Source organism: Leifsonia sp. AG29, from assembly GCF_009765225.1.
In the GTDB taxonomy this organism is placed as follows: Bacteria; Actinomycetota; Actinomycetes; order Actinomycetales; family Microbacteriaceae; genus Leifsonia.
In genome coordinates this window covers 2186651-2212613 of record NZ_VMSF01000001.1, presented here as the reverse complement: position 1 = coordinate 2212613, position 25963 = coordinate 2186651, and the positions used below count along the sequence as shown (strand labels likewise).

At 71.8% G+C, this 25963-nt stretch carries 21 protein-coding genes and 1 tRNA gene; 14 read left to right on the top strand and 8 right to left on the bottom strand.

Annotated features, from left to right (window positions below; translation table 11 throughout):
* Positions 1-1620 (bottom strand): dolichyl-phosphate-mannose--protein mannosyltransferase, encoded by a 1620-nt coding sequence (locus FPT20_RS10620; protein WP_233265473.1) that lies wholly within the window; start codon positions 1618-1620, stop codon positions 1-3.
* A gap of 25 nt (positions 1621-1645) precedes the next feature.
* On the opposite strand from FPT20_RS10620, the gene rsmI reads away from it, so the two are divergent.
* The 5 genes from rsmI (at position 1646) to FPT20_RS10595 (ending at position 7321) form a co-directional block, all read left to right on the top strand.
* The gene (gene rsmI, locus FPT20_RS10615) at positions 1646-2464 is read left to right on the top strand and encodes a 16S rRNA (cytidine(1402)-2'-O)-methyltransferase (RefSeq protein WP_158865089.1); all 819 of its coding nucleotides are present in this window, start codon (positions 1646-1648) and stop codon (positions 2462-2464) included.
* Between the two features lie 506 nt (positions 2465-2970).
* On the top strand, positions 2971-4560 hold the full coding sequence (metG, locus tag FPT20_RS10610; RefSeq protein WP_158865087.1) for a methionine--tRNA ligase: 1590 nt from the start codon (positions 2971-2973) through the stop codon (positions 4558-4560).
* A complete protein-coding gene (locus tag FPT20_RS10605; RefSeq protein WP_158865085.1) occupies positions 4557-5486 on the top strand; it encodes a TatD family hydrolase in 930 nt (309 codons plus the stop codon). Before metG ends, FPT20_RS10605 begins: the two co-directional genes overlap by 4 nt.
* Entirely contained in the window at positions 5483-6325 is an 843-nt protein-coding gene (rsmA, locus tag FPT20_RS10600; protein ID WP_158865083.1) for a 16S rRNA (adenine(1518)-N(6)/adenine(1519)-N(6))-dimethyltransferase RsmA, read from the top strand. The genes FPT20_RS10605 and rsmA overlap by 4 nt, the downstream gene beginning before the upstream one ends.
* A gap of 57 nt (positions 6326-6382) precedes the next feature.
* Positions 6383-7321, top strand: a complete 939-nt coding sequence (locus FPT20_RS10595; protein WP_158865081.1) for a 4-(cytidine 5'-diphospho)-2-C-methyl-D-erythritol kinase — start codon at positions 6383-6385, stop codon at positions 7319-7321.
* A 15-nt stretch (positions 7322-7336) separates the two neighbouring features.
* Here FPT20_RS10595 and FPT20_RS10590 read toward each other — a convergent pair whose 3' ends face one another.
* Complete coding sequence (locus FPT20_RS10590) at positions 7337-10192, bottom strand: helix-turn-helix transcriptional regulator (RefSeq protein ID WP_233265472.1); 2856 nt, start codon at positions 10190-10192, stop codon at positions 7337-7339.
* 140 nt (positions 10193-10332) lie between these two features.
* Between FPT20_RS10590 and FPT20_RS10585 the strand changes: the two genes are divergently transcribed.
* The gene (locus FPT20_RS10585) at positions 10333-12138 is read left to right on the top strand and encodes an ABC-F family ATP-binding cassette domain-containing protein (protein WP_158865079.1); all 1806 of its coding nucleotides are present in this window, start codon (positions 10333-10335) and stop codon (positions 12136-12138) included.
* Positions 12139-12165: 27 nt separating this feature from the next.
* Positions 12166-13767 (top strand): acyl-CoA dehydrogenase family protein, encoded by a 1602-nt coding sequence (locus FPT20_RS10580; protein WP_158865077.1) that lies wholly within the window; start codon positions 12166-12168, stop codon positions 13765-13767.
* 129 nt (positions 13768-13896) lie between these two features.
* Here the strand turns inward: FPT20_RS10580 and FPT20_RS10575 are convergent, their stop codons facing one another.
* Both FPT20_RS10575 and FPT20_RS10570 read right to left on the bottom strand, forming a co-directional pair.
* Positions 13897-16413: a glycosyltransferase gene (locus FPT20_RS10575; protein WP_158865075.1), complete on the bottom strand. Its 2517-nt coding sequence runs from the start codon at positions 16411-16413 to the stop codon at positions 13897-13899.
* Positions 16414-16494: 81 nt separating this feature from the next.
* A complete protein-coding gene (locus tag FPT20_RS10570) occupies positions 16495-16998 on the bottom strand; it encodes a MarR family winged helix-turn-helix transcriptional regulator (protein WP_158865073.1) in 504 nt (167 codons plus the stop codon).
* Between the two features lie 111 nt (positions 16999-17109).
* Here FPT20_RS10570 and FPT20_RS10565 point away from each other — a divergent pair.
* From FPT20_RS10565 to FPT20_RS10555, 3 genes are all read left to right on the top strand, one after another.
* Positions 17110-17181: transfer RNA gene (locus FPT20_RS10565), tRNA-Gln, on the top strand.
* 24 nt (positions 17182-17205) lie between these two features.
* The gene (gene glmU, locus FPT20_RS10560) at positions 17206-18645 is read left to right on the top strand and encodes a bifunctional UDP-N-acetylglucosamine diphosphorylase/glucosamine-1-phosphate N-acetyltransferase GlmU (protein WP_158865071.1); all 1440 of its coding nucleotides are present in this window, start codon (positions 17206-17208) and stop codon (positions 18643-18645) included.
* A complete protein-coding gene (locus tag FPT20_RS10555; protein WP_158865069.1) occupies positions 18646-19623 on the top strand; it encodes a ribose-phosphate diphosphokinase in 978 nt (325 codons plus the stop codon). It abuts the gene before it with no gap.
* A gap of 713 nt (positions 19624-20336) precedes the next feature.
* On the opposite strand, the gene FPT20_RS10550 is transcribed toward FPT20_RS10555, so the two are convergent.
* The 3 genes from FPT20_RS10550 to FPT20_RS10540 all read right to left on the bottom strand — a co-directional run bounded on the left by FPT20_RS10550 (position 20337) and on the right by FPT20_RS10540 (position 23228).
* Complete coding sequence (locus FPT20_RS10550; protein WP_158865067.1) at positions 20337-20687, bottom strand: hypothetical protein; 351 nt, start codon at positions 20685-20687, stop codon at positions 20337-20339.
* 64 nt (positions 20688-20751) lie between these two features.
* Positions 20752-22209, bottom strand: a complete 1458-nt coding sequence (gene gndA / locus FPT20_RS10545) for an NADP-dependent phosphogluconate dehydrogenase (protein ID WP_442786485.1) — start codon at positions 22207-22209, stop codon at positions 20752-20754.
* Positions 22210-22349: 140 nt separating this feature from the next.
* Positions 22350-23228: a glucuronate isomerase gene (locus FPT20_RS10540; RefSeq protein WP_325064786.1), complete on the bottom strand. Its 879-nt coding sequence runs from the start codon at positions 23226-23228 to the stop codon at positions 22350-22352.
* Here FPT20_RS10540 and FPT20_RS10535 point away from each other — a divergent pair.
* From FPT20_RS10535 to pth, 4 genes are all read left to right on the top strand, one after another.
* The gene (locus FPT20_RS10535) at positions 23227-23415 is read left to right on the top strand and encodes a hypothetical protein (RefSeq protein ID WP_325064785.1); all 189 of its coding nucleotides are present in this window, start codon (positions 23227-23229) and stop codon (positions 23413-23415) included. The two genes, FPT20_RS10540 and FPT20_RS10535, sit on opposite strands and share 2 nt — an antisense overlap.
* Positions 23412-23963, top strand: coding sequence for a gluconokinase (locus FPT20_RS10530; protein WP_233265471.1), 552 nt, complete (start codon positions 23412-23414; stop codon positions 23961-23963). The genes FPT20_RS10535 and FPT20_RS10530 overlap by 4 nt, the downstream gene beginning before the upstream one ends.
* A gap of 169 nt (positions 23964-24132) precedes the next feature.
* Complete coding sequence (locus FPT20_RS10525) at positions 24133-24756, top strand: 50S ribosomal protein L25/general stress protein Ctc (protein ID WP_158865065.1); 624 nt, start codon at positions 24133-24135, stop codon at positions 24754-24756.
* A 9-nt stretch (positions 24757-24765) separates the two neighbouring features.
* Positions 24766-25365 carry an aminoacyl-tRNA hydrolase gene (pth, locus tag FPT20_RS10520; protein WP_158865063.1) on the top strand — a complete coding sequence of 200 codons (600 nt, stop codon included), beginning with the start codon at positions 24766-24768 and terminating at the stop codon, positions 25363-25365.
* Positions 25366-25396: 31 nt separating this feature from the next.
* On the opposite strand, the gene FPT20_RS10515 is transcribed toward pth, so the two are convergent.
* Positions 25397-25867, bottom strand: a complete 471-nt coding sequence (locus tag FPT20_RS10515; RefSeq protein ID WP_158865061.1) for a hypothetical protein — start codon at positions 25865-25867, stop codon at positions 25397-25399.
* Positions 25868-25963: the final 96 nt, after the last annotated feature.

Sequence of the window (25963 nt, the reverse complement as noted above, 5' to 3'; positions counted from 1 at the left end):
TCACACCCAGCTGGAGAGCCACATGTGGATCTGCCAGAACCAGAACGGGACCGTCTGGCCGATCCAGATCGGCCAGAAGAAGGCCGAGACGAGCGTCGCGGCGCCGAGGAAGACGGCCACCCAGACGATTCCGCGGGTGCGCCGCGGTCTCGGGTCGGTGCGCCTCCCGAGCACGAGCGCGATGACCGCCGTGAGCGCGAGGATCAGGTAGGGCTCGAAGGCGATCGCGTAGAAGGTGAAGATGGTGCGGGCCATGTACAGCCACCACGGGAGCCATCCCGCCGCGATCCCGGTGAGGATGAGCCCGATGCGCCAATCGCGGTAGCGGATGAGCCAATACACCAGGAACAGCATGGCCGCCGTCGCCGCCCACCAGATGAGCGGGTTCCCGAGGGAGGTGATCGCCGACGAGCACGACGTCGTCGGGCACCCGAGCTGCCCCTGGATCGTGCCGACGTAGTACATGCTCGTCGGCCGCAGCATGAGCGTCCACGTGAGCGGGTTCGACTGGTAGGGATGCGGCGTGTGGAGGTTGATGCTGTAGCCGTACATCTCCGTCTGGTAGTGCCACAGGTTCTGGAACCACAGCGGCACCCAGGCGAGCGCGCCTCCCCACTGCATGTGCACCGACTGCGCCCAGTGCCGGTAGTAGCCACCGGAGGTGACGAGCCATCCGGTCCACGTCGCCACGTAGGCGACGAAGGCGATCGGGACCATGAGGACGAAGGTGACCGGGGCCTGCTTGAGGAGGCCGCCCGTGATGTAGAACGGCAGCTTCTCGCGGCGGCGCGCGACGATGTCGACGACGACCACGTACACGGCGAAGAACGCGAGGAAGTAGAAGCCGGTCCATTTCACGCCGGCGCACAGCCCGCAGAGGAGGCCCGCGGCGATCAGCCACGGCCGCCACCAGAGGGCCGGGCCCCAGGACGGGTCCCTGCCCGCCGCGCGCTGCCCGGCGACGCGCTGCGCGAGCCTCGTCGCCGACCACTCGCGGTCGAGGAGGACGCACCCGAACGCCAGCAGGGCGAAGAGCATCACGAAGTTGTCGAGCAGGGCGACCCGGCTCATCACGATGGCGTGACCGTCGATGGCGAGGAGGAACCCGGCGATCGTCGCGATGAGCGTCGACCGGAACAGCCTGCGGGCGATCAGGAATACGAGCAGCACAGCGATGATGCCGGCGATCGCCGTGGACACGCGCCACCCGAACGAGTTCTGGGCGCCGGTGGCCGCCATCCCGAGCGCGATCAGCCACTTGCCGAGCGGCGGGTGCGCGACGAACGACGGATCCGAGCTGAAGATGTCCGTCTGGCCCGCTGCGAACTTCGGGTCGGCCTTGTCCGGCCAGCTCCCCTCGTAACCCAGGTGGAGGAGCGACCACGAGTCCTTCACGTAGAACGTCTCGTCGAAGACGAGCTGGTGCGGCGCGCCGAGGTTCCACAGCCGCAGCACCGCGGCGAGGAGGGTCACGGCGACGGGCGCGCCCCAGTACCAGAGCCGCAGCCGGCTCGGAGTGCCGAGCACGCGCGCCCACCACTCGTCCAGCCGGCTCCCGAGCGGCGGCGGCGCGGCGTGCGCGGCGGGCGGCGCCTGGTCGACGGGGGTCGGGAAGGTCACCAGGACATCCTGACAGACTGAACCCATGATCATCCTCGCGGCGACGCCCATCGGAAACCTCGGCGACGCCTCCCGGCGGCTCGTCGAGGTGCTCGGCGACGCCTCCGTCGTCGCCGCGGAGGACACCCGGGTCGCCCAGCGCCTCTTGGCCGGGCTCGGAGTCGCGAACCGCCCGCGGCTGATCCCGCTCCACGACCACAACGAGCGCGACCGCGCCGCGGAGCTGGTCGAGCTCGCGCGCGACGGCGATGTCGTGGTGCTGTCGGACGCCGGCATGCCCACCGTGTCCGACCCGGGCTTCCACCTGGTGGAGGCCGCGGCGGCCGCTGGGGTCGGCGTCACGGCCCTTCCCGGGCCGTCGGCCGTGCTGACGGCGCTCGCCGTGTCGGGACTGCCGACCGACCGGTTCACGTTCGAGGGGTTCCTCCCGAGGAAGCCGGGGGAGCGCGCGTCGGCTCTGAGCGCTCTCGCCGGCGAACGGCGCACCATGGTGTTCTTCGAGTCGCCCAACCGGCTGGCGGCGTCCCTCCACGCCATGGCCGACGCCTTCGGTGGCGACCGCCGGGCGGTCGTGTGCCGCGAACTGACGAAGCTCTTCGAGGAGGTGCGGCGCGGCCCGCTCGACGAACTCGCCGGGTGGGCCGACCAGGGCGTGCGCGGCGAGATCGCTGTCGTCGTCGCCGGCGCCCCGGTGCGCGCCGCCGACCCCGCAGCCGCCCTCGACCAGGTGCTCGCCCTCGTCGCCTCCGGAACGCGCCTCAAGGACGCCGCCGCCGAGGTGGCCGAGGCGACGGGCCTCGGGCGTCGCGACCTCTACCAGGCCGCGCTCGACAGCCGCCGCTGACCGCGCGGCGGGGCTGCGCCTCCGTCGCTCGCTGCGCGCCTCCATTCGTGCCGAATCTGGGCGCGGGCACCCCCGGGAGCAACATCCAGCACGAATGTGGCCGGGAGGGTTCGAAGCGCGGGACGACATTCGTGCCGAATGTGGGCGCGGGCACCCCCGGAAGCAACATTCAGCACGAATGTGGCCGGGAGGGGTCCAAGCGCGGGACGACATTCGTGCCGAATGTGGGCGCGGGCACCCCCGGAAGCAACATTCAGCACGAATGTGGCCGGGAGGGGTCGAAGCGCGGGACGACATTCGTCACGAATGTGGGCGCGGGCGGCCCTGGAAGCAACATTCAGCACGAATGTAGAAACCGACACGAGACGACGCGAGACGTCGCGAGACCATACGAGGCGACGAAAGACACCAACGCAAGACACCAACGCAAGACACCGGGGAGGCGCACCCCGGCCGCCCCGGTAACACGGCCGGGCGTGCCGGTGCTCGCCCGTAGGATAGGGACCATGTCCGACGGCTCCTCGTTCTACATCACCACGCCGATCTTCTACGTGAACGACGTCCCCCACATCGGGCATGCCTACACGGAGGTCGCGGCCGATGTCCTCGCGCGCTGGCACCGCCAGGCGGGCGACGACACGTGGCTGCTGACCGGCACCGACGAGCACGGCCAGAAGATCCTGCGCACCGCCACGGCGAACGGCACGACCCCGAAGGAGTGGGCCGACAAGCTCGTCACCGAGGAGTGGCTGCCGCTGCTCGAGACGATCGACATCGCGAACGACGACTTCATCCGGACGACGGACGAGCGGCACGAGGTCAACGTCCAGAAGTTCCTCCAGAAGCTCTACGACGACGGCTTCGTCTACGCGGGCGAGTACGAGGCGCTGTACTGCGTCGGCTGCGAGGAGTTCAAGCCGCAGAGCGAGATCGTCGACGGCACCGGCGAGTACGAGGGCCAGAAGGTGTGCGCCATCCACTCGAAGCCGCTCGAGCTGCTGCAGGAGAAGAACTACTTCTTCCGCATGAGCCAGTTCGCCGACCGCCTCCTCGCGCTCTACGAGGAGCGCCCCGAGTTCGTGCAGCCGGAGTCGGCGCGCAACGAGGTCGTGAGCTTCGTGCGGCAGGGCCTCAGCGACCTCTCGATCTCGCGCTCGAGCTTCGACTGGGGCATCAAGGTCCCGTGGGACGAGTCGCACGTCGTCTACGTGTGGTTCGACGCGCTGCTCAACTACGTCACCGCCGTCGGCTACGGGCAGGACGACGCCGCGTTCGGGCGCCGCTGGCCGGCCACGCATCTCGTCGGGAAGGACATCCTCCGCTTCCATGCGGTGATCTGGCCCGCCATGCTGATGGCCGCCGGGCTCGAGGTGCCGCACCGCGTCTTCGGCCACGGCTGGCTCCTCGTCGGCGGCGAGAAGATGTCGAAGTCGAAGCTGACCGGCATCGCCCCGACGCAGATCACCGACACGTTCGGCTCCGACGCCTTCCGGTACTACTTCATGCGCGCCATCGCCTTCGGGCAGGACGGCTCGTTCAGCTGGGAGGATCTCGCCGCGCGCTACCAGGCCGAGCTCGCGAACGGTTTCGGCAACCTGGCCTCGCGGGTGATCGCGATGGTGACCCGGTACTTCGAGGGCATCGTGCCTCCCGCCGCCGACTACGAGGAGGCGGATCTCGCCGTGCAGCGCGTCGTCGCGCAGGCCGCGGCCGACGCGGACGCCGCCATCGGCCGCCTCGCGATCCACGACGCGCTCAGCGCGGTGTGGACGATCGTCGACGAGCTCAACGGCTACATCACCGCGCAGGAGCCGTGGACGCTCGCGAAGGACGACGCCCTCCGCGGCCGTCTCGGCACGGTGCTGTACACGGCCGCCGAGGGGCTTCGCGCGCTCGCCGTCCTGCTCTCACCGGTGGTCCCGCGCGCCACGCACAAGCTCTGGGAGGCGCTGGGCGCGTCCGGCGAGCTGGGCGCCCTGACGGATCAGCCGCTGCGCACCGCCGGGCAGTGGGGCCGCCTCCCCGCCGGCACCGAGGTGAACGGCCTGGAGGCGCTGTTCCCGCGGATCGACGCCGAAGCGATCGCGAACGCATGACCGACCCGGCCTTCATCCGGCAGCGCCACGTGACGGACGAGCGCGATCTCGCCTACCCGCCCCTGCCGGAGGCCCTCGTCGTGCCCGTGTACGACAACCACACGCACCTCGAGATGGCGGACGGCGTCGAGCCGCTCGACTACCGGGAGCAGCTGGACCGCGCCTCCAGCGTCGGCGTGCGCGGCGTCGTGCAGGTCGGCAACGACGTCGAGACGTCGCGCTGGTCGGCCGAGATGGCCGCGGTCGAGCCGCGGATGCTCGCCGCCGTGGCGCTCCACCCGAACGACGCCCCCGATTACGACGAGCGCGGCGAGCTCGACGACGCCCTCGCCGTGATCGACGAGCTCGCCGGCCGCCCCCGGGTCCGCGCCGTCGGCGAGACCGGGCTCGACTTCTTCCGCACCGAGGAGGGGCCGCGGCGCGACGCGCAGTTCCGATCCTTCGAGGCGCACATCGAGATCGCGAAGCGCCACGGCATCGCGCTGCAGATCCACGACCGCGACGCCCACGCCGCCGTGGTGGCGACGCTGAAGCGCGTCGGTGCCCCCGAGCGGACGGTGTTCCACTGCTTCTCGGGCGATGTCGAGCTGGCGCGCATCTGCGCCGAGAACGGCTGGTACATGTCCTTCGCGGGGAACGTCACGTTCAAGAACGCCCCCAACCTGCGCTCCGCCCTGGAGGCCGCCCCGCGCGACCTCGTCCTGATCGAGACGGACGCGCCCTTCCTCACCCCGACGCCGTTCCGCGGCCGCCCGAACGCCCCGTACCTCATCCCGCACACGCTGCGGGCCATGGCAGAGGTCATGGGCACCGACCCCGCGACGCTCGCCGCGCAGATCACTTCGAACACCGAGCTCGTGTACGGCCGGTGGGACAGCGAGCCGGTCGGGCCGCCGCCCACGCGCCCGATCGGGATCATCGCGTGAGCGAGCTGCGCCTCCTCGGTCCGGCCGAGATCCGCGACCTGGCCGAGCTGACGGGTGTGACCCCCACCAAGAAGCTCGGCCAGAACTTCGTCATCGACGCCAACACGGTGCGCCGCATCGTCCGGGTCGCCGAGGTGGAGGCGGGCGACACGGTCGTCGAGATCGGTCCCGGTCTCGGCTCTCTCACGCTCGGTCTGCTGGAGGCCGGAGCCGCGGTGATCGCCGTGGAGATCGACGGCCGTCTGGCCGAGCAACTGCCGGTGACGGTCGCCCAGCTCGCGGCCGACGCGACCCGGCGCCTGACGGTGATCCATCAGGACGCCCTCACCGTGACCTCGCTCCCGGCCGACCCGGCGCGGCTCGTGGCGAACCTACCGTACAACGTCTCGGTGCCGGTGCTCCTGCACTTCCTCGAGCACTTCCCGTCGTTGCGCTCCGGCGTCGTCATGGTGCAGGCCGAGGTCGGCCACCGCATCGCGGCCGGGCCCGGATCGAAGGTCTACGGGGCGCCGAGCGTCAAGGCCGCCTGGTACGGCACCTGGCGCGTCGCCGGAACGGTCAGCAGGCAGATCTTCTGGCCGGTGCCCAACGTCGACTCGGTGCTCGTGGGCTTCGAGCGGCACGAGCGCGCCGGAGACGAGAGCCTCAGGAAGCGCACCTTCGCGCTCGTCGACGCGGCCTTCCAGCAGCGTCGCAAGACGCTGCGGCAGTCGCTGTCCTCGGTGTTCGGCGACCCGGCTTCCGCTGAGGCCGCGCTCGAGGCGGCCGGTATCGCCTCCAGCCTTCGCGGCGAGCAGCTCCGTCTCGACGACTTCGTGAGGCTCGCCTCCGGCTCGTGACCGCCCGCCCCCGGCGAACGGGCGGTCCGAGCCCCGCGGGATGTGTAGGTTGGAGACATGGTGGACGCCGGATGGGACGCGGACGGCGTGCACGTGCGCGCACCGGGCAAGATCAACGTCTTCATGCGGGTCGGCGCGGTGATGGAGGACGGCTACCACGACGTCGCGACCGCCTACCAGGCCGTGTCGCTCTACGAAGACGTGCGGGCGTACCCGGCCGATGACTTCTCGGTGAGCTTCAGCGGTCCGATCGACACCTCCTCGCTCCCGACCGACGACTCCAACCTGGCGGTGAAGGCCGCGAAGCTCCTCGCCCGGAAGACGGGCCATCGCGGCGGTGTGCGCCTCGAGATCGAGAAGCACGTGCCGATCGCCGGCGGGATGGGCGGTGGCTCGGCGGACGCCGCCGCCACCCTCGTCGCGTGCGACGCCCTGTGGGGCACCGACGTCGGCCGGGAGGAGCTGCTCAGCGCCGCCGCACGGCTCGGCGCCGACGTCCCGTTCGCGCTCGTCGGGGGCACGGCCATCGGCACGGGCCGCGGCGACCGGCTGAGCCCGGCCCTCGCCACCGGCCAGTTCCAGTGGGTCCTCGCGCTTCCCGAGACCGAGCTCAGCACCCCCGACGTCTACCGCGAGCTCGACCGCCACCGCGAGCGGCACGCGCGCGACATCGCTCCGGCACAGCTCACCCCGACCGTCGACTCGGCCGTGCTCCAGGCGCTGCGCGCGGGCGATCCCTCCATGCTCGCGGAGGCGCTGACGAACGACCTGCAGGCGCCCGCCATCCATCTCGCGCCGCAGATCGCCGACGTGCTCGAGCTCGGCGAGCTGAACGGCGCCCTGGCCGGGATGGTCTCCGGCTCGGGACCGACCGTCGCGTTCCTGGCCGCCGACCTCGACTCGGCGCTCGACCTCCAGATCGCCCTGAGCGCCTCCCGGATCAAGGCCGTGCGGGCCATCGGGCCGGTCCACGGCGCGAGGATCCTGGGCGACTGACCGGCGAGTCCTCGTTCAGCTCCGGACCGGCCGGCGTCCCGGGAGCCCCAGCTTCCGCAGGTCGCGCCGCGACCGCAGTCCGAGCTTCGCGAGGATGTTCCGGACGTGGAAGTTGACGGTGGTGACCGAGACGTAGAGCCGCTCGGCGATCTCCTTGTTCGTCATCCCGGCGGCCAGCGCATGGGCGACCTGACGCTCCCGCGTGGTCAGCACGGCGAGCGGGTCGCGCGTCTGCTCGGCCGCTGAGGGAGCGGCCGTGAGCTGCTCGAGGAGAAGGGTCGCTCTCGCGAGGTATCCCGCGGCACCGAGGCCGCGGAAGATCGTGGCGGCCTGCTGGAGGTGCTCGGCGGCGCGCTCCGCAGCACCGGCGGCGCTCGACGCGGCGAGCACCCGCCCGGCGTCGAGGGCGGACACCGCGTGCGGAAAGGGGAACCGGTGCGAACCGGGGTCGGCGACGTCCTCCATGTAGGCGGCGATCGCCTCCTCGGTCCGGCCCTCCGCCTCCAGCACCCGGCCCTCGAGCCAGCGGAGCGAGCCGTAGTACGGCAGCCACGGCCCGGGCGCGGCGCACCGCTCGTAGGCGGCCCGGGCCTCTGCAGGCCTCCCGAGCGCGGCCAGGGCGTCCAGGCGGTAGGTGAGCCAGCCCAGCGTCGAGCCCCGGTTCCGCGCGGACTCGGCGGCGTCGGTCGCAGCCAGCTGTTCCTCCGGCCGGCCCAGAGCGCGGGCGAGTTCGGCGCGGGCGATGAACGGGAGGTCTCCGTCGTACGAGCCGGCGATGCGCGGGTCGGCGCGCTCGGCGGCGCGGAGGCGCTCCTCCACGGCGTCGGCCCGGCCGCGGCCCGCGCGCACGAGGGTCGAGGTCCAGAGGGCGATCGGCCAGCAGGAGAGATCGGTCTCGTCGAGCGCCAGTGCGACGGCGGTGTCGGCGAGCGTGACCGACTCCTCCCACTCGCCGAACAGGAACAGGATGTGCGCGTAGATGGTCCGCGCGAAGCCTGCGGTCCAGCTCGACGGGAAGCGCCGGGCCAGCGCCTCCGCGCGGGCGAGGTCGGCGCGCGCCCGCTCGAGGTCGCCGCCCATGATGAACACGCGCGACCGTGTCACCAGGGCGTCGACCGCGGCGGGGGAATCGTGTCCGGCGAGGAGGTCGTCGAGCTCGCGCGTCAGCGGTGCGAAGAGGTCCGGCCGGCGGCTGTGCGCGGCCGAGTTCACCGCCCAGCCGAGCAGGCGCAGCAGGTCGTCATGCGGCTGGGCGAGCCACCGGAGCGCGGGGTCCGCCACCTCCTCCGGGCGCGGGCTGTCGGCGATCGCCGCCCGGGAGGCCTCCAGGTGATCGATGACCCCGCCGAAGTCGCCGGTCGCCATGAGCACCTTGGGCAGCGCCTCCGCGGCGTGCGCCTTGATCGCCCGCTCGTCCGGGGTCGTCGCCGGTTTCGCCTCGAACGCGAGCGCGAGGCTCAGCGCGCCGGGGAGGTCGCGCGACAGGGTCCGGAGCTCGAGCAGGACGAGGTCGCGAGCGGGGGAGGGGCTCATCGCCTCGATCGCGGGCCGGACATCGAGGATCCGCTCGTGCAGCCGGAAGCGCAGAGCGAGGAGGCCGAGCTCGATGAGCGCGCGGTCGAGCTCGGACCCGGAGGCGAGGTCGACCGCGTTGCGCGCATAGCTGAGCGCCTGCTCGCCCTGCCCGAGGTCGGCGCTCGCGAGCGCGGCCGTCAGCAGCTCGTCGATGAGCGTCGGGTCGGCGTGGTCCGCCGCCTCCACCCGGTGCCGCAGCGCTCGATGGCCGCTCAGCACCTCCGCCGCCACCCGGTGCACGGCGACCCGGCGGTCGAGCGGTACGCCGGCCGCGAGCGCGTCGGCGAGGATGGCGTGCGCCGGCTCGACCCACACCACTCCTTCGCGCTGCTCGGCGAGCACCAGGCCGCGCGAAACCGCACCGGGGATGTCGACGGTCCAGCCGAGCCGGGAGGCGATCGTCCCCGCGAGCGGCAGCGGCAGCGCGTCGCAGAGCACGGCCACCATCTCGGCCGCCTGGCGGACGGGAGGGGCGGCGCCCTCGAGCGAGGCGGCCACCGCCGTGCTCAGCGGGGTGATCGCGGTGGTCGGGAGGTCCCACCCGGCCGGATGCAGCGCCTGAGCGAAGGTGTCGCGCAGCTGTCCCAGCAGCACGCTGAGCAGGAGGGGCGAGCCTTGCGTCGCCTGTGTCAGACGCGATGCCGTCCGGCGTGACACGGCGTGGCCGAGCAGCTGCTGCGCGAGCTCCTGCGTGTCCGCGACCGTGAGCGGCGTCAGCTCGACCCGCGCGTGGTTCACCGTGGTGGAGGCGAGGTCGTCGACGAGCGAGATCACGGAGTTCGCCTGCGGGCGGGAGGCCGCGACGAAGAGGAAGCGCCGGTCGGACAGCCGCCGCACGAGGAAGCGGAGCGCCCGGGCCGACGGTTCGTCGACCCACTGGGCGTCGTCGAGCAGGAGGCACACGGGCCCCGGCACGGCGTCGACCGCATCGAGCAGGATCCGCCCCGCGGTCAGCGGGTCGTCCCCCGGGGAGGGCGGCCGGACAGCCTGCCGTCCCGGCTCCGCACCGATCGCGTTGTTGAGGGCTCGCACCAGCGTGTCCACGGTCGCGTAGGCCAGGTCGGATTCGAACGAGTCGGCGTGGACCCGCAGCACCGTCCAGTCTCCGAGCCGCTCGGCCGCATCCGCGAGCAGCGAGGTCTTGCCCATTCCCGGCTCGCCGGTGACGAGTACCGCGCCGCTGCCCTCCTGGGCCCGGTGGGCCACCAGGAGCACCGTCTCCCGGGCGCGATCGCGCCCGACGAGCGGCGGACCCGCCGCTCCCGGCATCGCTTCTGCCGGCGCCCTCTCTGCCACGCGCGCCCCCGTATCCGGCCGGACCGCGCGGCTGGTCGGGTGCTCGCGCGCCGATCCGGGTCCATCCTCGCACGCGGCATCCCGCTCCCTCCTTCCCCCGTAAAGGGGGCGAGCGCCGCGGCGATAGGCTGGGGAGCCTCATGGCTCATCTCCTCGGCGCGGAATCCCTGCACCTCGAATACCCCACGCGCACCGTGTTCGAGTCGCTGACCGTCGGCATCGCCGAGGGCGACCGCATCGGGATCGTGGGCCGCAACGGCGACGGCAAGTCGACCCTCCTGGCGCTGCTCTCGGGGCGCCTCGAGCCGGACTCCGGCCGCGTCACCCGCCGCCGGGGCGTGACGGTCGGGATGCTCGACCAGCGGGACGAGCTCCCTCCGCAGCTCACCGTGGGTCGCGCCATCGTCGGCGACCGGGAGGAGCACCTCTGGGCGGGCGATCCCCGCGTGCGGGACGTCCTCGCCGGGCTCGTCTCCGACATCCGGTGGGAGGCGACGATCGGGGAGCTCTCGGGCGGCCAGAGGCGCCGCGTGGCCCTAGCGGCGCTCCTCGTGCACGACCACGACATCCTGTTCCTCGACGAGCCGACCAACCACCTCGATCTGGAGGGCGTCTCCTGGCTGGCGCGGCACCTCCGCTCCCGCTGGCCCAGCGGAGCGGGCGCCCTCGTCGTCGTGACGCACGACCGCTGGTTCCTCGACGAGGTGTCGACCGCGACCTGGGAGGTGCACGACGGGATCGTCGAGCCCTTCGAGGGCGGGTACGCGGCGTACGTCCTGCAGCGCGTCGAGCGCGACCGGATGGCGGCCGTCGCCGAGACGAAGCGCCAGAACCTGATGCGCAAGGAGCTCGCCTGGCTCCGCCGGGGCGCGCCCGCCCGCACGTCCAAGCCGAAGTTCCGGATGGACGCGGCCGCCGTGCTCATCGCCGACGAGCCGCCGCCGCGCGACGCCGTCGAGCTGACCAAGCTCGCGACGGCGCGGCTCGGCAAGGATGTCGTCGACCTCATCGACGTGTCGGTGTCGTACCCGCCGAAGACCGTTCTGAACCGGGTCGAGTGGCGCATCGCGCCCGGAGAGCGCACGGGGATCCTCGGTGTGAACGGCGCCGGCAAGTCGACGCTCCTCGGACTCGTCGCCGGGACGGTGAAGCCCGACTCGGGGACGGTCAAGCGCGGCAAGACCGTCAAGATCGCGACGCTGACGCAGCAGCTGGCGGAGCTCGACGACATCCGCGACCAGCGGGTCAGCGCGGTCGTCGCCGACAAGCGCACCACGTACCTGGCGGGCGGCAAGGAGGTGTCGCCCGGGCAGATGCTCGAACGGCTCGGCTTCACGAACGCCCAGCTCTCCACCCCGGTGAAAGACCTGTCGGGGGGCCAGCGGCGGCGCCTCCAGCTGCTGCTCATCCTGCTGGACGAGCCGAACGTGCTGATCCTCGACGAACCGACGAACGACCTCGACACCGACATGCTCGCGGCGATGGAGGACCTCCTCGACTCGTGGCCGGGCACGCTCCTCGTCGTCTCCCACGACCGCTATCTGATCGAGCGGGTCACGGACCAGCAGTACGCGGTCATGGACGGCGCGCTGCGGCACCTCCCGGGCGGGATCGACGAGTACCTGCGGCTGCGGGCCGCTCAGAGCGCTGCCGGGACGGCACCGGCGAGCGCGAGCGCCGCCTCCCCGTCGAGCACGCCCGCTGCGGCGTCCCCGGCGCTCAGCGGGGCCGCGTTGCGGACCGCCGAGAAGGAGCTGGCCGCCCTCGACCGGAGGCTCGCGAAACTGGGCGACCAGGTCGCCGTGAAGCACGAGGAGCTCGCGCGGCACGACCAGAGCGACTACGTCGGGCTCGCCGCCCTGACCGAGCAGCTGCGGGCGCTGGAGGCTGAGATCGCCGACGCCGAGACGCGCTGGCTCGAGCTCTCGGAGCGGCTCGAGGGCTGAGCGCCGCGGACACTAGACTGACGGGCCATGGCCACCCACGTCGTCGTGAACCAGCCGCCGCCGCGTGTCGACGTGGACGAGTTCGCCGCCCATGCGCCGCTGCGGGAGGGCGTCGAGCGGTTCGGGGCGGAGTGGGCGGTTCCGGCGCTGGGCGAGGTCGGCCGCTTGGTGGGCACGGCCGCGTTCCAGGAGGACGCCGAGCGGGCGAACGTCGCGGAGCCGCAGCTGCGCGCCTTCGACCGCTGGGGCAACCGCATCGACGAGGTCGAGTACGACGAGAGCTACCACCGGGTCATCGCGGCCGCCGTCGGCGCCGGAGCCCACACCTCCGCGTGGGCGGACCCGCGACCGGGGGCGAACGTCGCCCGGGCCGCCGCCTTCATGCTCTTCGCGCAGGTCGAGCCGGGGCACGCCTGCCCGGTGTCGATGACGCACGCCGCGGTGCCGGCGCTCGCCGCGAGCCCGGACCTCACGGCCGAGTGGCTGCCGCGCCTCCTGAGCCGCGACTACGACGGGCGCCTGCGCCCCGGGAAGTCCTCGGCGCTCGTCGGCATGGCGATGACCGAGAAACAGGGAGGATCGGACGTGCGTGCCGGAACCACCCGGGCCCTCGCGGACGGGGACGGGCGGTGGCTGATCACCGGTCACAAATGGTTCTGCTCGGCGCCGATGTCCGACGCCTTCCTCGTGCTGGCTCAGACCGCGCGGGGGCTCAGCTGCTTCCTGGTGCCGCGCGTCCTCGATGACGGAACCCGCAACGTCTTTCTGCTGCAGCGGCTGAAGGACAAGCTCGGGAACCGGTCGAACGCCTCCGCCGAGGTGGAGTTCGCGGACACGGTCGGGTACCTCGTCGGCGAGGAGGGACGCGGCGTCCGGACGATCCTCGAGATGGTGAACCGCACACGGCTCGACTGCGTCCTCGGGTCGGCCGCGGGGATGCGTCAGGCCGTGGCCGAGGCCGCCTGGCACGTGCGGCATCGCTCGGCCTTCGGGGCACGGCTCGTCGACCTGCCCGCGATGACGGCCGTGCTCGCCGACCTGGCGCTCGAGTCGGAGGCGGCCACGACGCTCGCTCTCCGCCTCGCGCGGGCGCACGACGCCGACGCGTCCGAGTCGGAGGTCGCCTTCCGGCGGCTGGCGACGGCGGCTGCCAAGTACTGGGTCTGCAAGCGCGGCCCCGGGCACGCCGCCGAGGCGCTCGAGTGCCTCGGCGGGAACGGGTACACCGAGGCCTTCCCCCTCGCGCGCCGCTACCGCGAGCAGCCGGTCATGGCGGTCTGGGAGGGATCGGGCAACGTGATCGCCCTCGACGTGCTCCGCGCCCTGCGCCGGGAGCCGGAGGCGTGGGAGGCGTTCGACGCCGAGCTCGCGGCCGCCCGCGGCGAGCACCGCGTGTTCGACGAGCATCACGACGGACTGCGTGCGGGGGTCCGTGCTGCGGACGAGGCCTCCGCCCGGGGGCTCGTCGCCGCGCTCGCGCAGTCGTTGCAGGCCGCGCTGCTGATCCGCCACGCGCCCGCGCCGGTGGCCGACGCTTTCGTCGCCTCCCGCCTCGGACCGGAGCGGGGCGCGCTGTACGGAGAGCTGCCGCCTCGTGTCGACGTGGGCGCGCTGGTCGCCCGGGCGTGATGCGGCGCTGAGGCCCGGAAGCCACATTCGTCACGAATGCGGCCCAGCGGGGCCCCGGGGGCCGCATTCGGCACGAATGTGCCCCGGAACCAGGGAGGGGGAGGGCGCGCGGACGAACCGCGCGGCCCCTCAGCGCTCGACCGGCGCAGCCTCCGGCACGGCGCCGATGGCGCGGTAGAACTCGCCGACCGCCTTGCGGTTGTACGCCTCGTGGTCGAAGTGGTTCGCCGGGACCTCGCCCGCGAGGAAGGCGCGGAGCCCGGTGGCGACGCCCTCGTCGGTCTGCGGCACGACGAGGCCGCTGCCCGCGGGAAGCGCGTTCTTGGCGGAGGCGAACTCGACCGTGACGATCGGCAGGTCGAGGACCAGCGCCTCCAGGATCACCATCGGCTGGCCCTCGTAGTCGCTCGAGAGCACGAAGCAGTCGGCGTGCGCCATGATCGCGTGCGGGTTCGGCTGCATGCCCGTGAGGAAGACCGCGTGCTCCAGCCCCAGAGAGGAGATCAGGGTGCGCAGCTCGTCCTCGAGCGGCCCGCTGCCGACGACGACGAGCCGCGTGTTCGGGTTGTCGGCGTGCACCGGGGCGAACGCCCGGATGAGCCGCGCCTGGTTCTTCTCCGGGGAGAGCCTCCCGACCGTGACGAACGTGGTCACGTCGTCGTCGCCGAGCAGCTGCTCAGCCCACTCGGGGAGGGTGCCGGTCTCCTCGTCGAAGGCGAGCTCGTGGAGGTCCGCCCGCGCGTTCTCGAGGATGTGCTCGGCGTCGACCGTGTTGAGCGCCGAGACGAACTTCGCCGGGGCGGCGTACTCCGAGAGCGACTCGCGGTTGATCGCGGAGAGGGTCGGCGACACGGACACGAGGTGGTCGTACTGCCCGTAGAGGGTGAAGATCTGCGTGAGGCTGTGGAGCATCCGCTTCTGGCCGTTCACCTCGCGGTGGGCGTCCGAGGCGAGGTCGTTGTGCAGCCAGATCGCCCGCTGCGCCGCGGGGGAGTGCAGCAGGAGGGTCGCCCAGAACGGCCCGTACCCCGAGAAGTCGACCACGTAGTCGAACCGGCTGTCGCCGAAGCAGCGGTACCACTCGTCGTCCCACAGGGCGTTCTGCGCCGGGGTCTCCGAGTGCTGCGCGATCCGCCCCCGCCGGAACTCGACGTGGCGGGCGAGGTGGAGGAGCTTCGCCCCGTTCATGCCGCCCACCCGCGGGAACTGGCGCACGGCCGGGTTGATCTGCGACTGCTTGGCGATGACGACCCGCGACCCGCTCTGGGCGAAGAACGCGGAGACGTCGTAGCGCTCGTGGTCGATGTTGTTCAGAAGGTTGAGCGCGGAGGTGGTGATCCCGTTCGGCCGCATCCCGCCCAGGTACAGGAGGATCTTCTCGCGGCCGTCGTCGTCGAGCCCGGTGCGGAGGCGGCGACCGTCGCGCTCGCCGCGGAAGACGATGTCGATGACGCGCTTCGACGCCTCGCCGTCCTCGTACGGGGTGAAGCGCTCCTGCATCGACCGGTAGCGCTCCCGGTGCGCCTCCGGGACGGCGTCGCCGCTCTCGGCGATGCCGTGGAGCGCGTCGCCCACCTCGCCGGCCGACATGAGCACCGGGCCGGGCCACTCCTCGGGTTCGAAGTAGAGCCCGCGGGTGCCCGCGTAGTCGGCGAGGTCCGGGGTGAAGAAGACGATCGGGCGCCCGGTCTGCAGGAAGTCGAAGAAGATGCTCGAGTAGTCCGAGATGAGGATGTCGGACGCGCCGAGCACGAGGTTCGTCGGGAGCTCGTTCGGCACGAGCATCCGCTTCAGCTCTGGGCGCTCGGCCGCCAGCTTGTGCACGGTCTGATGCGTCTTGAGAAGCACCGTGTACCGGCTCGTGTCGATGCGCTCCTCGATCCGGGCGACGTGCGCCATGAGCTCGTCGAGGTCGTCGGTGGGGCGGCCGAACGTGGCGCCCTTCCAGGTCGGCGCGTACAGCACGATCTTGCGGTCGCCGATCGGGAGGCCGGCGTCCACGAGCCGGCGACGCACGTCGGCGCGGCCGGCGTCGTCGAGGAGCTGGCGGTCGATGCGCGGGTAGCCCTCCTCGATGATGGTCCCGCGGTAGATGCCGGTGAGCTTGTACCCGCGCTCGTACATCTGGTCGGCCATGAACGGGTTGGCCGCCAGCAGGTAGTCGGCCTGCACGAAGTTCCGGATGATGTTCGCCGTGGCGAGGGCACCGTCGGCGATGTCGTAGCCCATGCGCTTGAGGGGGGTGCCGTGCCACGTGTTGAGGTAGATCTGCCCCGGACGCTTGGCGAAATCGATCGGGAACGTCGCATTGTTGACGAGGTACTGGCTGGTCGCGAGCGCGCGGAAGTAGGCGGGGGAGCCGTACTTGACGAAGTGCACCCGCGGGTCGCCGGCGAACTCCTCCACGGCGGCGCGGTACTGCCCGAAGTCGGAGAGCGCCCAGATGTGCGTCAAGTGCTTGAGGTCGGGCGCCGCGAGCAGTTCGCGGAACAGCGCCTCCGGGTTGTCGAGCATCCCGTTGCCCGAGAACGACTCGTAGAAGACCGACCCGAGGACGATGGGGCGCCGCCTCCAGTGGGCGTGGATCTCGTAGCGGGCGGCGCGCTTCACGCGCGACGGCAGCCGCGTCAGTCGGGAGAGTCTCATCGCCACGATTTTATGAACGCGGGATAACGGTCTGCTGGGAGCCGCCCGTGACGGCGCCCGGGGACCGCCACGGCGGCCGGGTCAGGCCGTCGCGTCGAAGCCCAGGCTCAGCTTGCGGAGGAGGGCCGACAGCCGGTCCGCGTCGGCGGCCGACAGCCCCTCGAGCAGCTCCGCTTCGGCATCCACCAGGCGGGTGATCGCGGCGTCCACCCGGGTCAGGCCCTGAGCCGTCATCTGGACGAGGATGCCCCGGCCGTCGTTGGGGTCGGTCCGCCGCTCGACGAGTCCGCGAGCCACCAGCCGGTCGATCCGGTTCGTCATGGTGCCGGATGACACGAGCGTCTGCTGCAGCAGCGCCTTCGGGCTCAGCTGGTACGGGCTGCCCGCACGACGCAGCGCGGCGAGCACGTCGAACTCCCACGAATCGAGGTCGGAGCGCTCGAAGGCGGCCCGCCGGGCCCGGTCGAGGTGGCGCGACAGGCGGTCCACCCGCGAGAGCACCTGGAGGGGCGAGAAGTCGAGATCGGGACGCTCGCGCAGCCACGCGTCGACGATGCGGTCCACCTCGTCGCGAGCCTCTGCCATTCCTCCATGTTATTGACCCGCGCGACACGGCGGGCACCGCGGTGCGTCCGGCGGAGGCGGGGCGGTCGCCCGGCGGCCGTCTGGCAGACTGTCATCTGCGCGCGAGCGTGTTCCGCCTTGGTGTAATGGCAGCACGACAGCCTTTGGAGCTGTTAGGTCCAGGTTCGAGTCCTGGAGGCGGAGCGAACACACGAACCCGGGAGGGACATGACCGACCAGAATCTCGCCATCGTCGTGCTCGCGGCGGGTCAGGGCACCCGGATGAAGTCCGCGACGCCGAAGCTCCTCCACGAGCTCGGCGGCATCCCGATCGTCGCGCACGTCCTCGCCACCGCCAAGGAGCTGGACGCGGCCCACGTCGTGGCCGTCGTGCGCCACGAGCGCGACCGGCTCGCCGCGGTGATCGCGCAGGAGCTGCCCGAGGCCGTCATCGTCGACCAGGACGAGGTCCCGGGCACCGGCCGCGCGGTCGAGCAGGCGGTGGAGGCGCTGCCGGCCGACTTCGCCGGCGACGTCCTCGTGGTCAACGGCGATGTGCCCCTCCTCGACGCCGCGACCCTTCGCGAGCTCATCGCCGCGCACCGCTCCGGCGAGGCCGCGGCGACGATCCTGTCGTCCTTCCCGGCCGATGCGACGGGCTACGGCCGGATCGTCCGCACCCCGGAGGGGCACCTCGACCGCATCGTGGAGCACAAGGACGCCACCGAGGACGAGCGGCGGATCGGCGAGATCAACGCCGGCATCTACCTGTTCGGGCTGGCCGCCCTCCGCGACCGGCTGGCGCTCGTCTCGACCGACAACGCGCAGGGCGAGAAGTACCTGACCGACGTCATCGCCCTCCTCCGCGAGGCCGGGTTCGACGTCGACGCGCTCCCCGTCCCGGAGTCGTGGCTCGTCGAGGGCATCAACGACCGCGCCCAGCTCAGCGACGCCGCCGCGAAGCTCAACGCCCTCCTCGTGCGGACCTGGCAGCTCGCCGGCGTCACCGTCCAGGACCCGGCCACCACCTGGATCGATGTGAAGGCGAAGCTCGCGCCCGATGTGACGCTCCTCCCCGGCACCCAGATCCGCGGGGCGACGGTGGTGAAGACCGGCGCGACCATCGGGCCCGACACCACGCTGCTCGACTGCGAGGTCGGCGAGGGCGCGACGGTCAAGCGCGCCGACGCGACGCTGTCGGTCATCGGCGCGGGCGCGACCGTCGGGCCGTTCTCGTACCTCCGCCCGGGCACGGTGCTCGGAGCCGGCGGCAAGATCGGCACCTTCAGCGAGACGAAGAACGCAGTGATCGGCGAGGGGACGAAGCTCGCGCACTTCAACTACGTCGGCGACGCCGAGGTGGGCGCGCGCGGGAATCTCGGGGCCGGGGTCATCACCGCGAACTACGACGGCGTGAACAAGCACCGCACCGAGATCGGCTCCGATGTGCGGATCAGCACGAACACCGTGCTCGTCGCGCCGGTTAGGATGGGTGACGGAGCGTACACGGGGGCAGGAACGGTCGTCCGCAAGGACGTGCCGGCGGGAGCCCTCGCCATCACGGTCGCGCCGCAACGCAACATCGAAGGCTGGGTCGCCGAGAAGCGTCCGGGCACCGACGCCGACAGGGCCGCGAAGGCGGCCGACGCGGCAGAGAGCGGAGAATAAGTGTCAGGGATCACCGCGACCGGTCAGAAGCGACTCGTCCTCATCTCCGGTCGGGCACATCCCCAACTGGCGCACGAGATCGCCGAGTGCCTCGGCAGCGAGCTGGTCCCCACCGACGCCCGCACCTTCGCCAACGGCGAGATCTACGCCCGGTTCGACGAGAGCGTGCGCGGCTCGGACGCCTTCGTGATCCAGTCGCACACCTCCCCGATCAACGAGTGGCTCATGGAGCAGCTGATCATGGTGGACGCGCTCAAGCGTGCCTCCGCGAAGCGCATCACCGTCGTCGCCCCGTTCTACCCGTACGCCCGTCAGGACAAGAAGGGCCGCGGCCGCGAACCGATCTCGGCGCGCCTCGTCGCCGACCTGTTCAAGGCCGCCGGCGCCGACCGCATCATGTCGGTCGATCTGCACGCCGCGCAGATCCAGGGCTTCTTCGACGGTCCCGTCGATCACCTCTTCGCGATGCCGGTGCTGCTCGAGCACATGCGCCGCGAGCTCGACCCGGAGACGCTCACCGTCGTGTCGCCCGACATGGGGCGCGTGCGCGTGGCCGACATCTGGAGCGACAAGCTCGGCGCGCCGCTCGCCATCATCCACAAGCGCCGCGACCCGCTCGTGCCGAACCAGGTCTCCGTCCACGAGATCGTCGGCGACGTCCGCGGGAGGGTCTGCCTCCTCGTCGACGACCTCATCGACACCGGTCGCACGATCGTGAAGGCGGCCGAGGCGCTCAAGGCCAACGGAGCGATCGGCGTGGTCGTGGCCGCGACGCACGCCGTGTTCAGCGACCCGGCGGTCGAGCTGCTGCAGAGCGACTCGATCGACCAGGTCGTCGTGACCGACACCCTCCCGCTGCCGGAGCACAAGCGGTGGGAGAACCTCACGGTGCTCTCGATCGCGCCGCTCCTCGCGAGCGCCATCCGCGAGGTGTTCACCGACGGCTCGGTGACCTCGATGTTCGACGGCGCCGCTTAGCCCGGCGCGGGCCCTGCGGTGCCGGTGGGCGGAGACCCCCGGCGCCGGCAACGGAGGATGATTCTGCCGCTCGGGGCCGACCGCCCTCCGTTCGCCGCGCCCGAGGCCTCGGGAGTCGATTCATCCTCCCTCAGCGCTCGCCTTGGCGTGGCTGCCGGGCTCCCGCCTGGCGCCAGCGCGTCGAGTAGGGAGGGTTAGGCGGCACGCTGCCGCTGCGAGCCCCTCCGTTCGCCGCATCTGACGCGTCGGGAGCGGATTCATCCTCCCTCAGCACTCGCCGTTGCGTGACCTCGGGCAGCCGCCCAGCCGCGCTGTGTCGGGTAGGGAGGATGATCGGGCGCGTTTGCCCCGCGTACGCGGGGAACGGAGGATGCCCGGGGCCGTTCCGGGGCCGTTTTCCTCCGTTAGCGACCGATGCGGGAGCCGCGGATGCGGGAGCCGCGGATGCGGGAGCGACGGATACGGTAGCCGCGGATGCGGGAGAGGCGGATGTGGGAGCGACGGATACGGTAGCCGCGGATGCGGGAGCGGCGGATGCGGGAGCGGCGGATGTGGGAGCGGCGGATGTGGGAGCGACCGATGCGGCAGCGGCGGATGCGGAAGCGGCGGATACGGGAGCGGCGGATACGCGAGCGGCGGATGCGGAAGCGGCGGATACGGGAGCCGCGGATGCGGGAGCGACCGATGTGCGAGCGACCGGTGCGGGCGCGCGGCTACGGGAGTTCGTGCGGCGCCGAGGGGATGAGCCCGAGCGGCGCCACCCACGTCGAGTCGCCCTCGGTGTTGAGCGCGTAGCACTGCCAGCCCGGCCCCGCCGGTCCGGTCAGCTCGAACCGCGCCGCGGATCCCTGAGCGTCGCGCACGTAATGCCTGGCGTAGACCTCGCAGGTGTACGCGGCGGTCGCGCTCTGGATGTTCACGGTGAGCAGGACGCCGGGCAGGACCAGCGCCGCGAGCGCCACCACGACGAAGACCCGGGTCGCCACCGTCATGGTCCGGCCGCGCAGCGGTCGCTCGCCGAGCGGTTCGTACTCCGCGAGCTCGGGATGGTCCTCGAACGTCACCCCTTGAGTCTGAGCGCCCGCGTCGCGCTGCGCAAGCGCGACGCGGGCGCCGACCGGGGCTCCGTCAGTGCGAGGAGCCCTCGGACTCGGTCTCGGTGCGGTCGCCGGACCAGAGGGTGTGGAAGGTGCCGTCCTTGTCGACGCGCTTGTAGGTGTGCGCGCCGAAGAAGTCGCGCTGACCCTGCACGAGGGCGGCGGGGAGGCGGGTGGAGGCGAGCGAGTCGTAGTACGACAGGGCGGCGCCGAAGCCGGGCACGGGCACTCCGGAGAGGGCGGCGGTGGCGACGATGCGGCGCCAGGCGGCCTCGCCCTCGCGGACGGCGTCGGCGAAGTACGGCGCCTCGAGCAGGGTGGCGATGTCGGGGTTCTCGTCGTAGGCGTCGGCGATGCGGTTCAGGAACTGGGCGCGGATGATGCAGCCGCCGCGCCAGATCTTCGCGATCTTGTCCTTGTGGATGTCCCACCCGTACTTCTCGGCGCCGGCGATGATCGCGTCGAAGCCCTGCGCGTAGGCGACGACCTTGGAGGCGTACAGCGCCTTGGACACGTCGTCGGCGAATGCGGCGACGTCTTCGGCCTTCTGCACCTCGGGCCGCGATGTCAGGGTCGCCTGCACGGCGGCGCGCTGCGCCGGCTTGGAGGAGACGGCGCGGGCGAACACGGCTTCGGCAATGCCGCCGACGGGGACGCCGAGGTCGAGGGCGTTCTGCACGGTCCACACGCCGGTGCCCTTGGACCCGGCCTGGTCGAGCACGATGTCGATGAAGGGCTTGCCGGTCTCGGCGTCGACCTGGCGGAGCACCTCCGCGGTGATCTCGATCAGGTACGACTCGAGATAGCCGTTGTTCCACTCGGCGAACACGTCCGCGATCTCGGCCGGCGACAGTCCGCCGACCGTGCGCAGCAGGTCGTACGCCTCGGCGATCAGCTGCATGTCGGCGTACTCGATGCCGTTGTGGATCATCTTCACGAAGTGACCGGCGCCGTCGGTGCCCACGTGGGTCACGCACGGCTCGCCCTCGGCGACCGCGGCGATCGACTCCAGGATCGGGCCGAGCGTCTCGTACGACTCGGCCGAGCCTCCCGGCATGATCGACGGGCCGTTCAGGGCGCCCTCCTCGCCGCCGGAGATCCCGGCGCCGACGAAGTGGATGCCCGTGGGGGCGATGCGCTTCTCGCGCTCGATCGTGTCGTGGAAGTTCGCGTTGCCGCCGTCGACGATGATGTCGCCCGGCTCGAACCGCTCCACCAGCTGGTCGATCACCGCGTCGGTGCCCTTCCCGGCCTGCACCATGATGATCGCGGTGCGCGGCTTCGAGAGGGAGGCGACGAAATCGTCCATCTGCTCGGCCGAGACGAACCCGGCCTCCGGGTGCGCCTTCACCAGCTCCTCGGTCCGGGCGTACGTGCGGTTGAACACCGCCACCGTGTTGCCCTCGCGGGAGGCGAGGTTGCGGGCCAGGTTCGAGCCCATCACCGCCAGACCGACGACTCCGATATTGGCGGTTGCTTCCTGTGACAACGTGATGCTCCTTCGTGTAGCCGCGACGGACGGGGGCCGTCCGCCACGACGGGGATGTAGTCGGGGGGTCAGCTCTCCCGCGGGTGGCAAGAATCGAGCAGTCCCTCCAGCGTACCGTGATGCCCCGACGGCCCGTTCCGTCAGCCGAGCCGGAACGTCGCCCGCGGGATGTCGTCGACCAGCCGCCGCGCGACCGCGAAGGCGTCCTCCTCGTCGAGCCGGTGCTCGGCGACGAGCCCCGCGAGATAGGAGGCGTCGACGCGCCGCGACATGTCGTGGCGTGCCGGGATGCTGCAGAAGGCGCGCGTGCCGTCGATGAACCCGCTCGTCTTGGCGAACCCGGCGCTGTCGGTCACGGCCCGGCGGTACCGCAGGATGGCATCGGGCGTGTCGAGGAACCACCAGGGGGCGCCGGCGTACACCGAGGGGTAGAAGCCGGCCAGTGGTCCGATCTCGCGGGAGAACGCGGTCTCGTCGACGGTGAACAGCACGATCCGGAACACGGGGTCGGTGCCGAAGCCGCGCAGGATCGGCGTCAGCGGCTCGGTGAAGGCGCCGACCGCGGGCAGGTCGTGGCCGGTGTCCGGTCCGTACGCGTCGAAGGTCGGCCGGTGGTGGTTGCGCAGCACGCCGGGGTGGAGCTGCATGACGAGGCCGTCCTCCGCCGACAACTCGGCGAGCCGGTAGAGCAGGTTGCGGCGGTAGGCGACGGCCTCGGCGGCCGTCATGGTCCCGTCCAGGGCGGCGCGGTGGATGCGCGAGGCCTCGGCTTCGTCGAGCGGCTCGCACCCCGCGTCGCGCACACCGGTGTCGGTCGCCGTGCCTCCCGCCTCCTTGAACACCCGGCGACGTGCCCGGAGCGCCTCCAGAAGCCCGGCGTAGGTCGCCGTGTCGGTGTCCGCCGCGGCGCCCAGGCGTTCCAGCCGGGCGGCCCAGCCGGCCTCGTCGGGGTGCATGTACCGGTCGGCGCGGAACATCCTGGGCGTCGCCATCCCGAACTTCGGGATCCAGGAGTACATGAAGCACAGCCCGGAGACCGACGAGCTGTTCCGGCCGACCTACTCGTTCGCCGACGGGATGCTGAGCCCGGGTGACGAGCCGGGCCTGGGCGTCGACTACGACGAGGTGCTCGCCGAGTCCTTCCCGTACCAGGCGGCATACTTGCCGGTGAACCGTCTGCTCGACGGCTCGATGCACGATTGGTGAGCGGCGACAGCGCGGGAGGGTCACGGGTGGAGCGGGTCCAGGTGGTGGTGATGGGCGTGTCCGGCTCGGGCAAGACCACGGTCGGCGAGCTGCTCGCGCGGGAGCTCGGAGTGCCCTTCGTCGACGGGGACGCCCTGCACCCGCCGGCGAACGTCGCCAAGATGGCCTCAGGGGTCCCGCTCACCGACGAGGACCGCATCCCTTGGCTCCGCGAGGTGGGCCGCACGCTGGCGTCGGCGGCGCCGAAGGGCGTGGTGGTCGCGTGCTCGGCGCTCAAGCGCACTTACCGCGACCTCATCCGGGCGGAGGCGCCCGGAGCGGCCTTCGCGGAGCTGGACGGCACCCGCGAGCTGCTCGCCGCGCGGATGTCCGAGCGGCCCGGGCACTTCATGCCGGTGTCGCTCCTCGACTCGCAGCTGGCGACCCTCCAGCCGCTGCAGCCCGACGAGACCGGTCTGCGCCTGGACGTCGGCCGGCCGCCCCAGGAGCTGGCGGAGCAGATCGCCGGCGCGCTCGGCCTCTCGCGATCGGGTAGACTCGACACCTGAACTTCGGCGAGGGATGCCCCGCGGCATCCGTTATCGACGCGGTGGAGCAGGCTACGCAGTCTTTCCTCGCGCACTTCGATGCGTTCGAGTCGAACACACCCCATACTGCGAGGCGCCGCTCACGAGCGACTCGCCCGATCCGCCGGCCCCGGCCGGCAAGGAGAACATCATGGCTGACGAGTCCAACAAGGTCGTCGCGGAGACGCGCGACAGCTTCGGCAAGGGCGCGGCGCGCAAGATCCGCGCCGCCGGCAAGATCCCCGCGGTGATCTACGGCCACGGCACCGACCCGGTCCACGTGACCGTGCCGGCGCACCAGGTCTCGCTGCTCCTCCGCAAGGCGAACGCGGTCCTCGACCTCGACATCGCCGGCAAGAGCCAGCTCACCCTCGTGAAGGACGTCCAGAAGGACCCGGTGTCGCAGGTCGTCGAGCACCTCGACCTCATCGTGGTCCGCCGCGGCGAGAAGGTCGTCGTCGAGGTGCCGGTCCACGTCGAGGGCGAGCCGTTCTCCGGCACGATCGCCATGCTCGAGGTGCCGACCATCCGTCTCGAGACGGAGGCGACCCACATCCCCGAGCGCATCGTGCTCGACGTCACCGACGCCCCCGAGGGCACCCAGTACCTCGCCAAGGACTTCGCGCTCCCGCAGGGCTCGACCCTCGCCGAGGACGAGGAGCTGCTCATCGTCAACATCGCGGTGCCGGCGTCCGCCCGCGCCGAGGACGAGGAGACCGCTGCCGCCGAGGCCGCCGCGGAGGCCGAGGCCGAGGCCGGCGAGAGCGCCGAGTAACCTCCTCCGATGCCCCGTCCTCTCGACACGGAGGGCCCCTGGCTCGTGGTCGGGCTCGGCAATCCCGGGCCCGGCTACGCGGCCACGCGTCACAACGTGGGTCAGATGGTGCTCGACGAGCTCGCCGAGCGCGGTCGGCTGACCTTCAAGACGCACAAGACGAACGCGACGGTCGCCGAGGGCCGGCTGAGCCCCGGCGGCCCTCGCTTCGTCCTGGCGAAGCCGAACACGTTCATGAACGTGTCCGGCGGCCCGGTGTCGCAGCTGCTCCGGTTCTACTCGCTCGACGCCTCCCGGCTCATCGTCGTCCACGACGAGCTCGACATCCCGTTCGACACGGTCCGGCTGAAGTACGGCGGGGGCCACGGCGGCCACAACGGCGTCCGCGACATCATCAAGGCGATCGGCACCGGTGACTTCACCCGGGTGCGGGTCGGCGTCGGGCGTCCTCCCGGTTCCCAGGCCGCGGCCGACCACGTCCTCAAGGCGTTCGGCTCGGAGGAGCGCAAGAACCTCCCGGTCCTCCTCGCCGATGCGGCAGATGCGGTCGAGCAGATCGCGGCCGAGGGACTCACGGCCGCCCAGAACAGGTTCCACGCCGCCCGGTGAGCGGGTGCGGCCGCCCGGAGCGGCCGACCGGTCAGGCCGTGCCGCGCGTCGCCGCGGCGAGGGCCGCGTAGACCACGAACGACACGATGGGTGCCGCCCCCGCCACGACGACACCCACCACGCCGTAGGGCCGCCCGCGCCGCGTCGACACGGCGACGATCCCGAGGACGAGCGCCAGGATGCCGATCGCCGTGCCGAGCAGGAGCTGCGCCCCCATCAGCAGTCCGATGGGCGCGAACGCGGACGCCTGCTCGGGAGTGAGCGACGACGAGCTGAACTGGAAGCCGGATGCGCTGTGCGTCGCGAGCCTCCCGATGTTCATGCCCACCACGACGGATGCGGTGATCGAGAGCACGAAGAGCGGCAGCGAGAGGTACATGGAGGCGAGTCCCAGGCCACTGGAGCGGCGCTCGAGCGCCGGCGTCGGAGCCCACCCCGGTCCGGGGTACGGCGGCAGGAACGGCTGCGGTGCGGGCGCTGCGCTCGGCGGTTGATCGGTCATCGTTCGCCCTCCACGCGAGGCCCCGACGGAACCGCTCACGCCGGACTCACGCCTCGCTCTCAGGCCGAGCGTAGCCGACGCACGGTTCCGTACCAG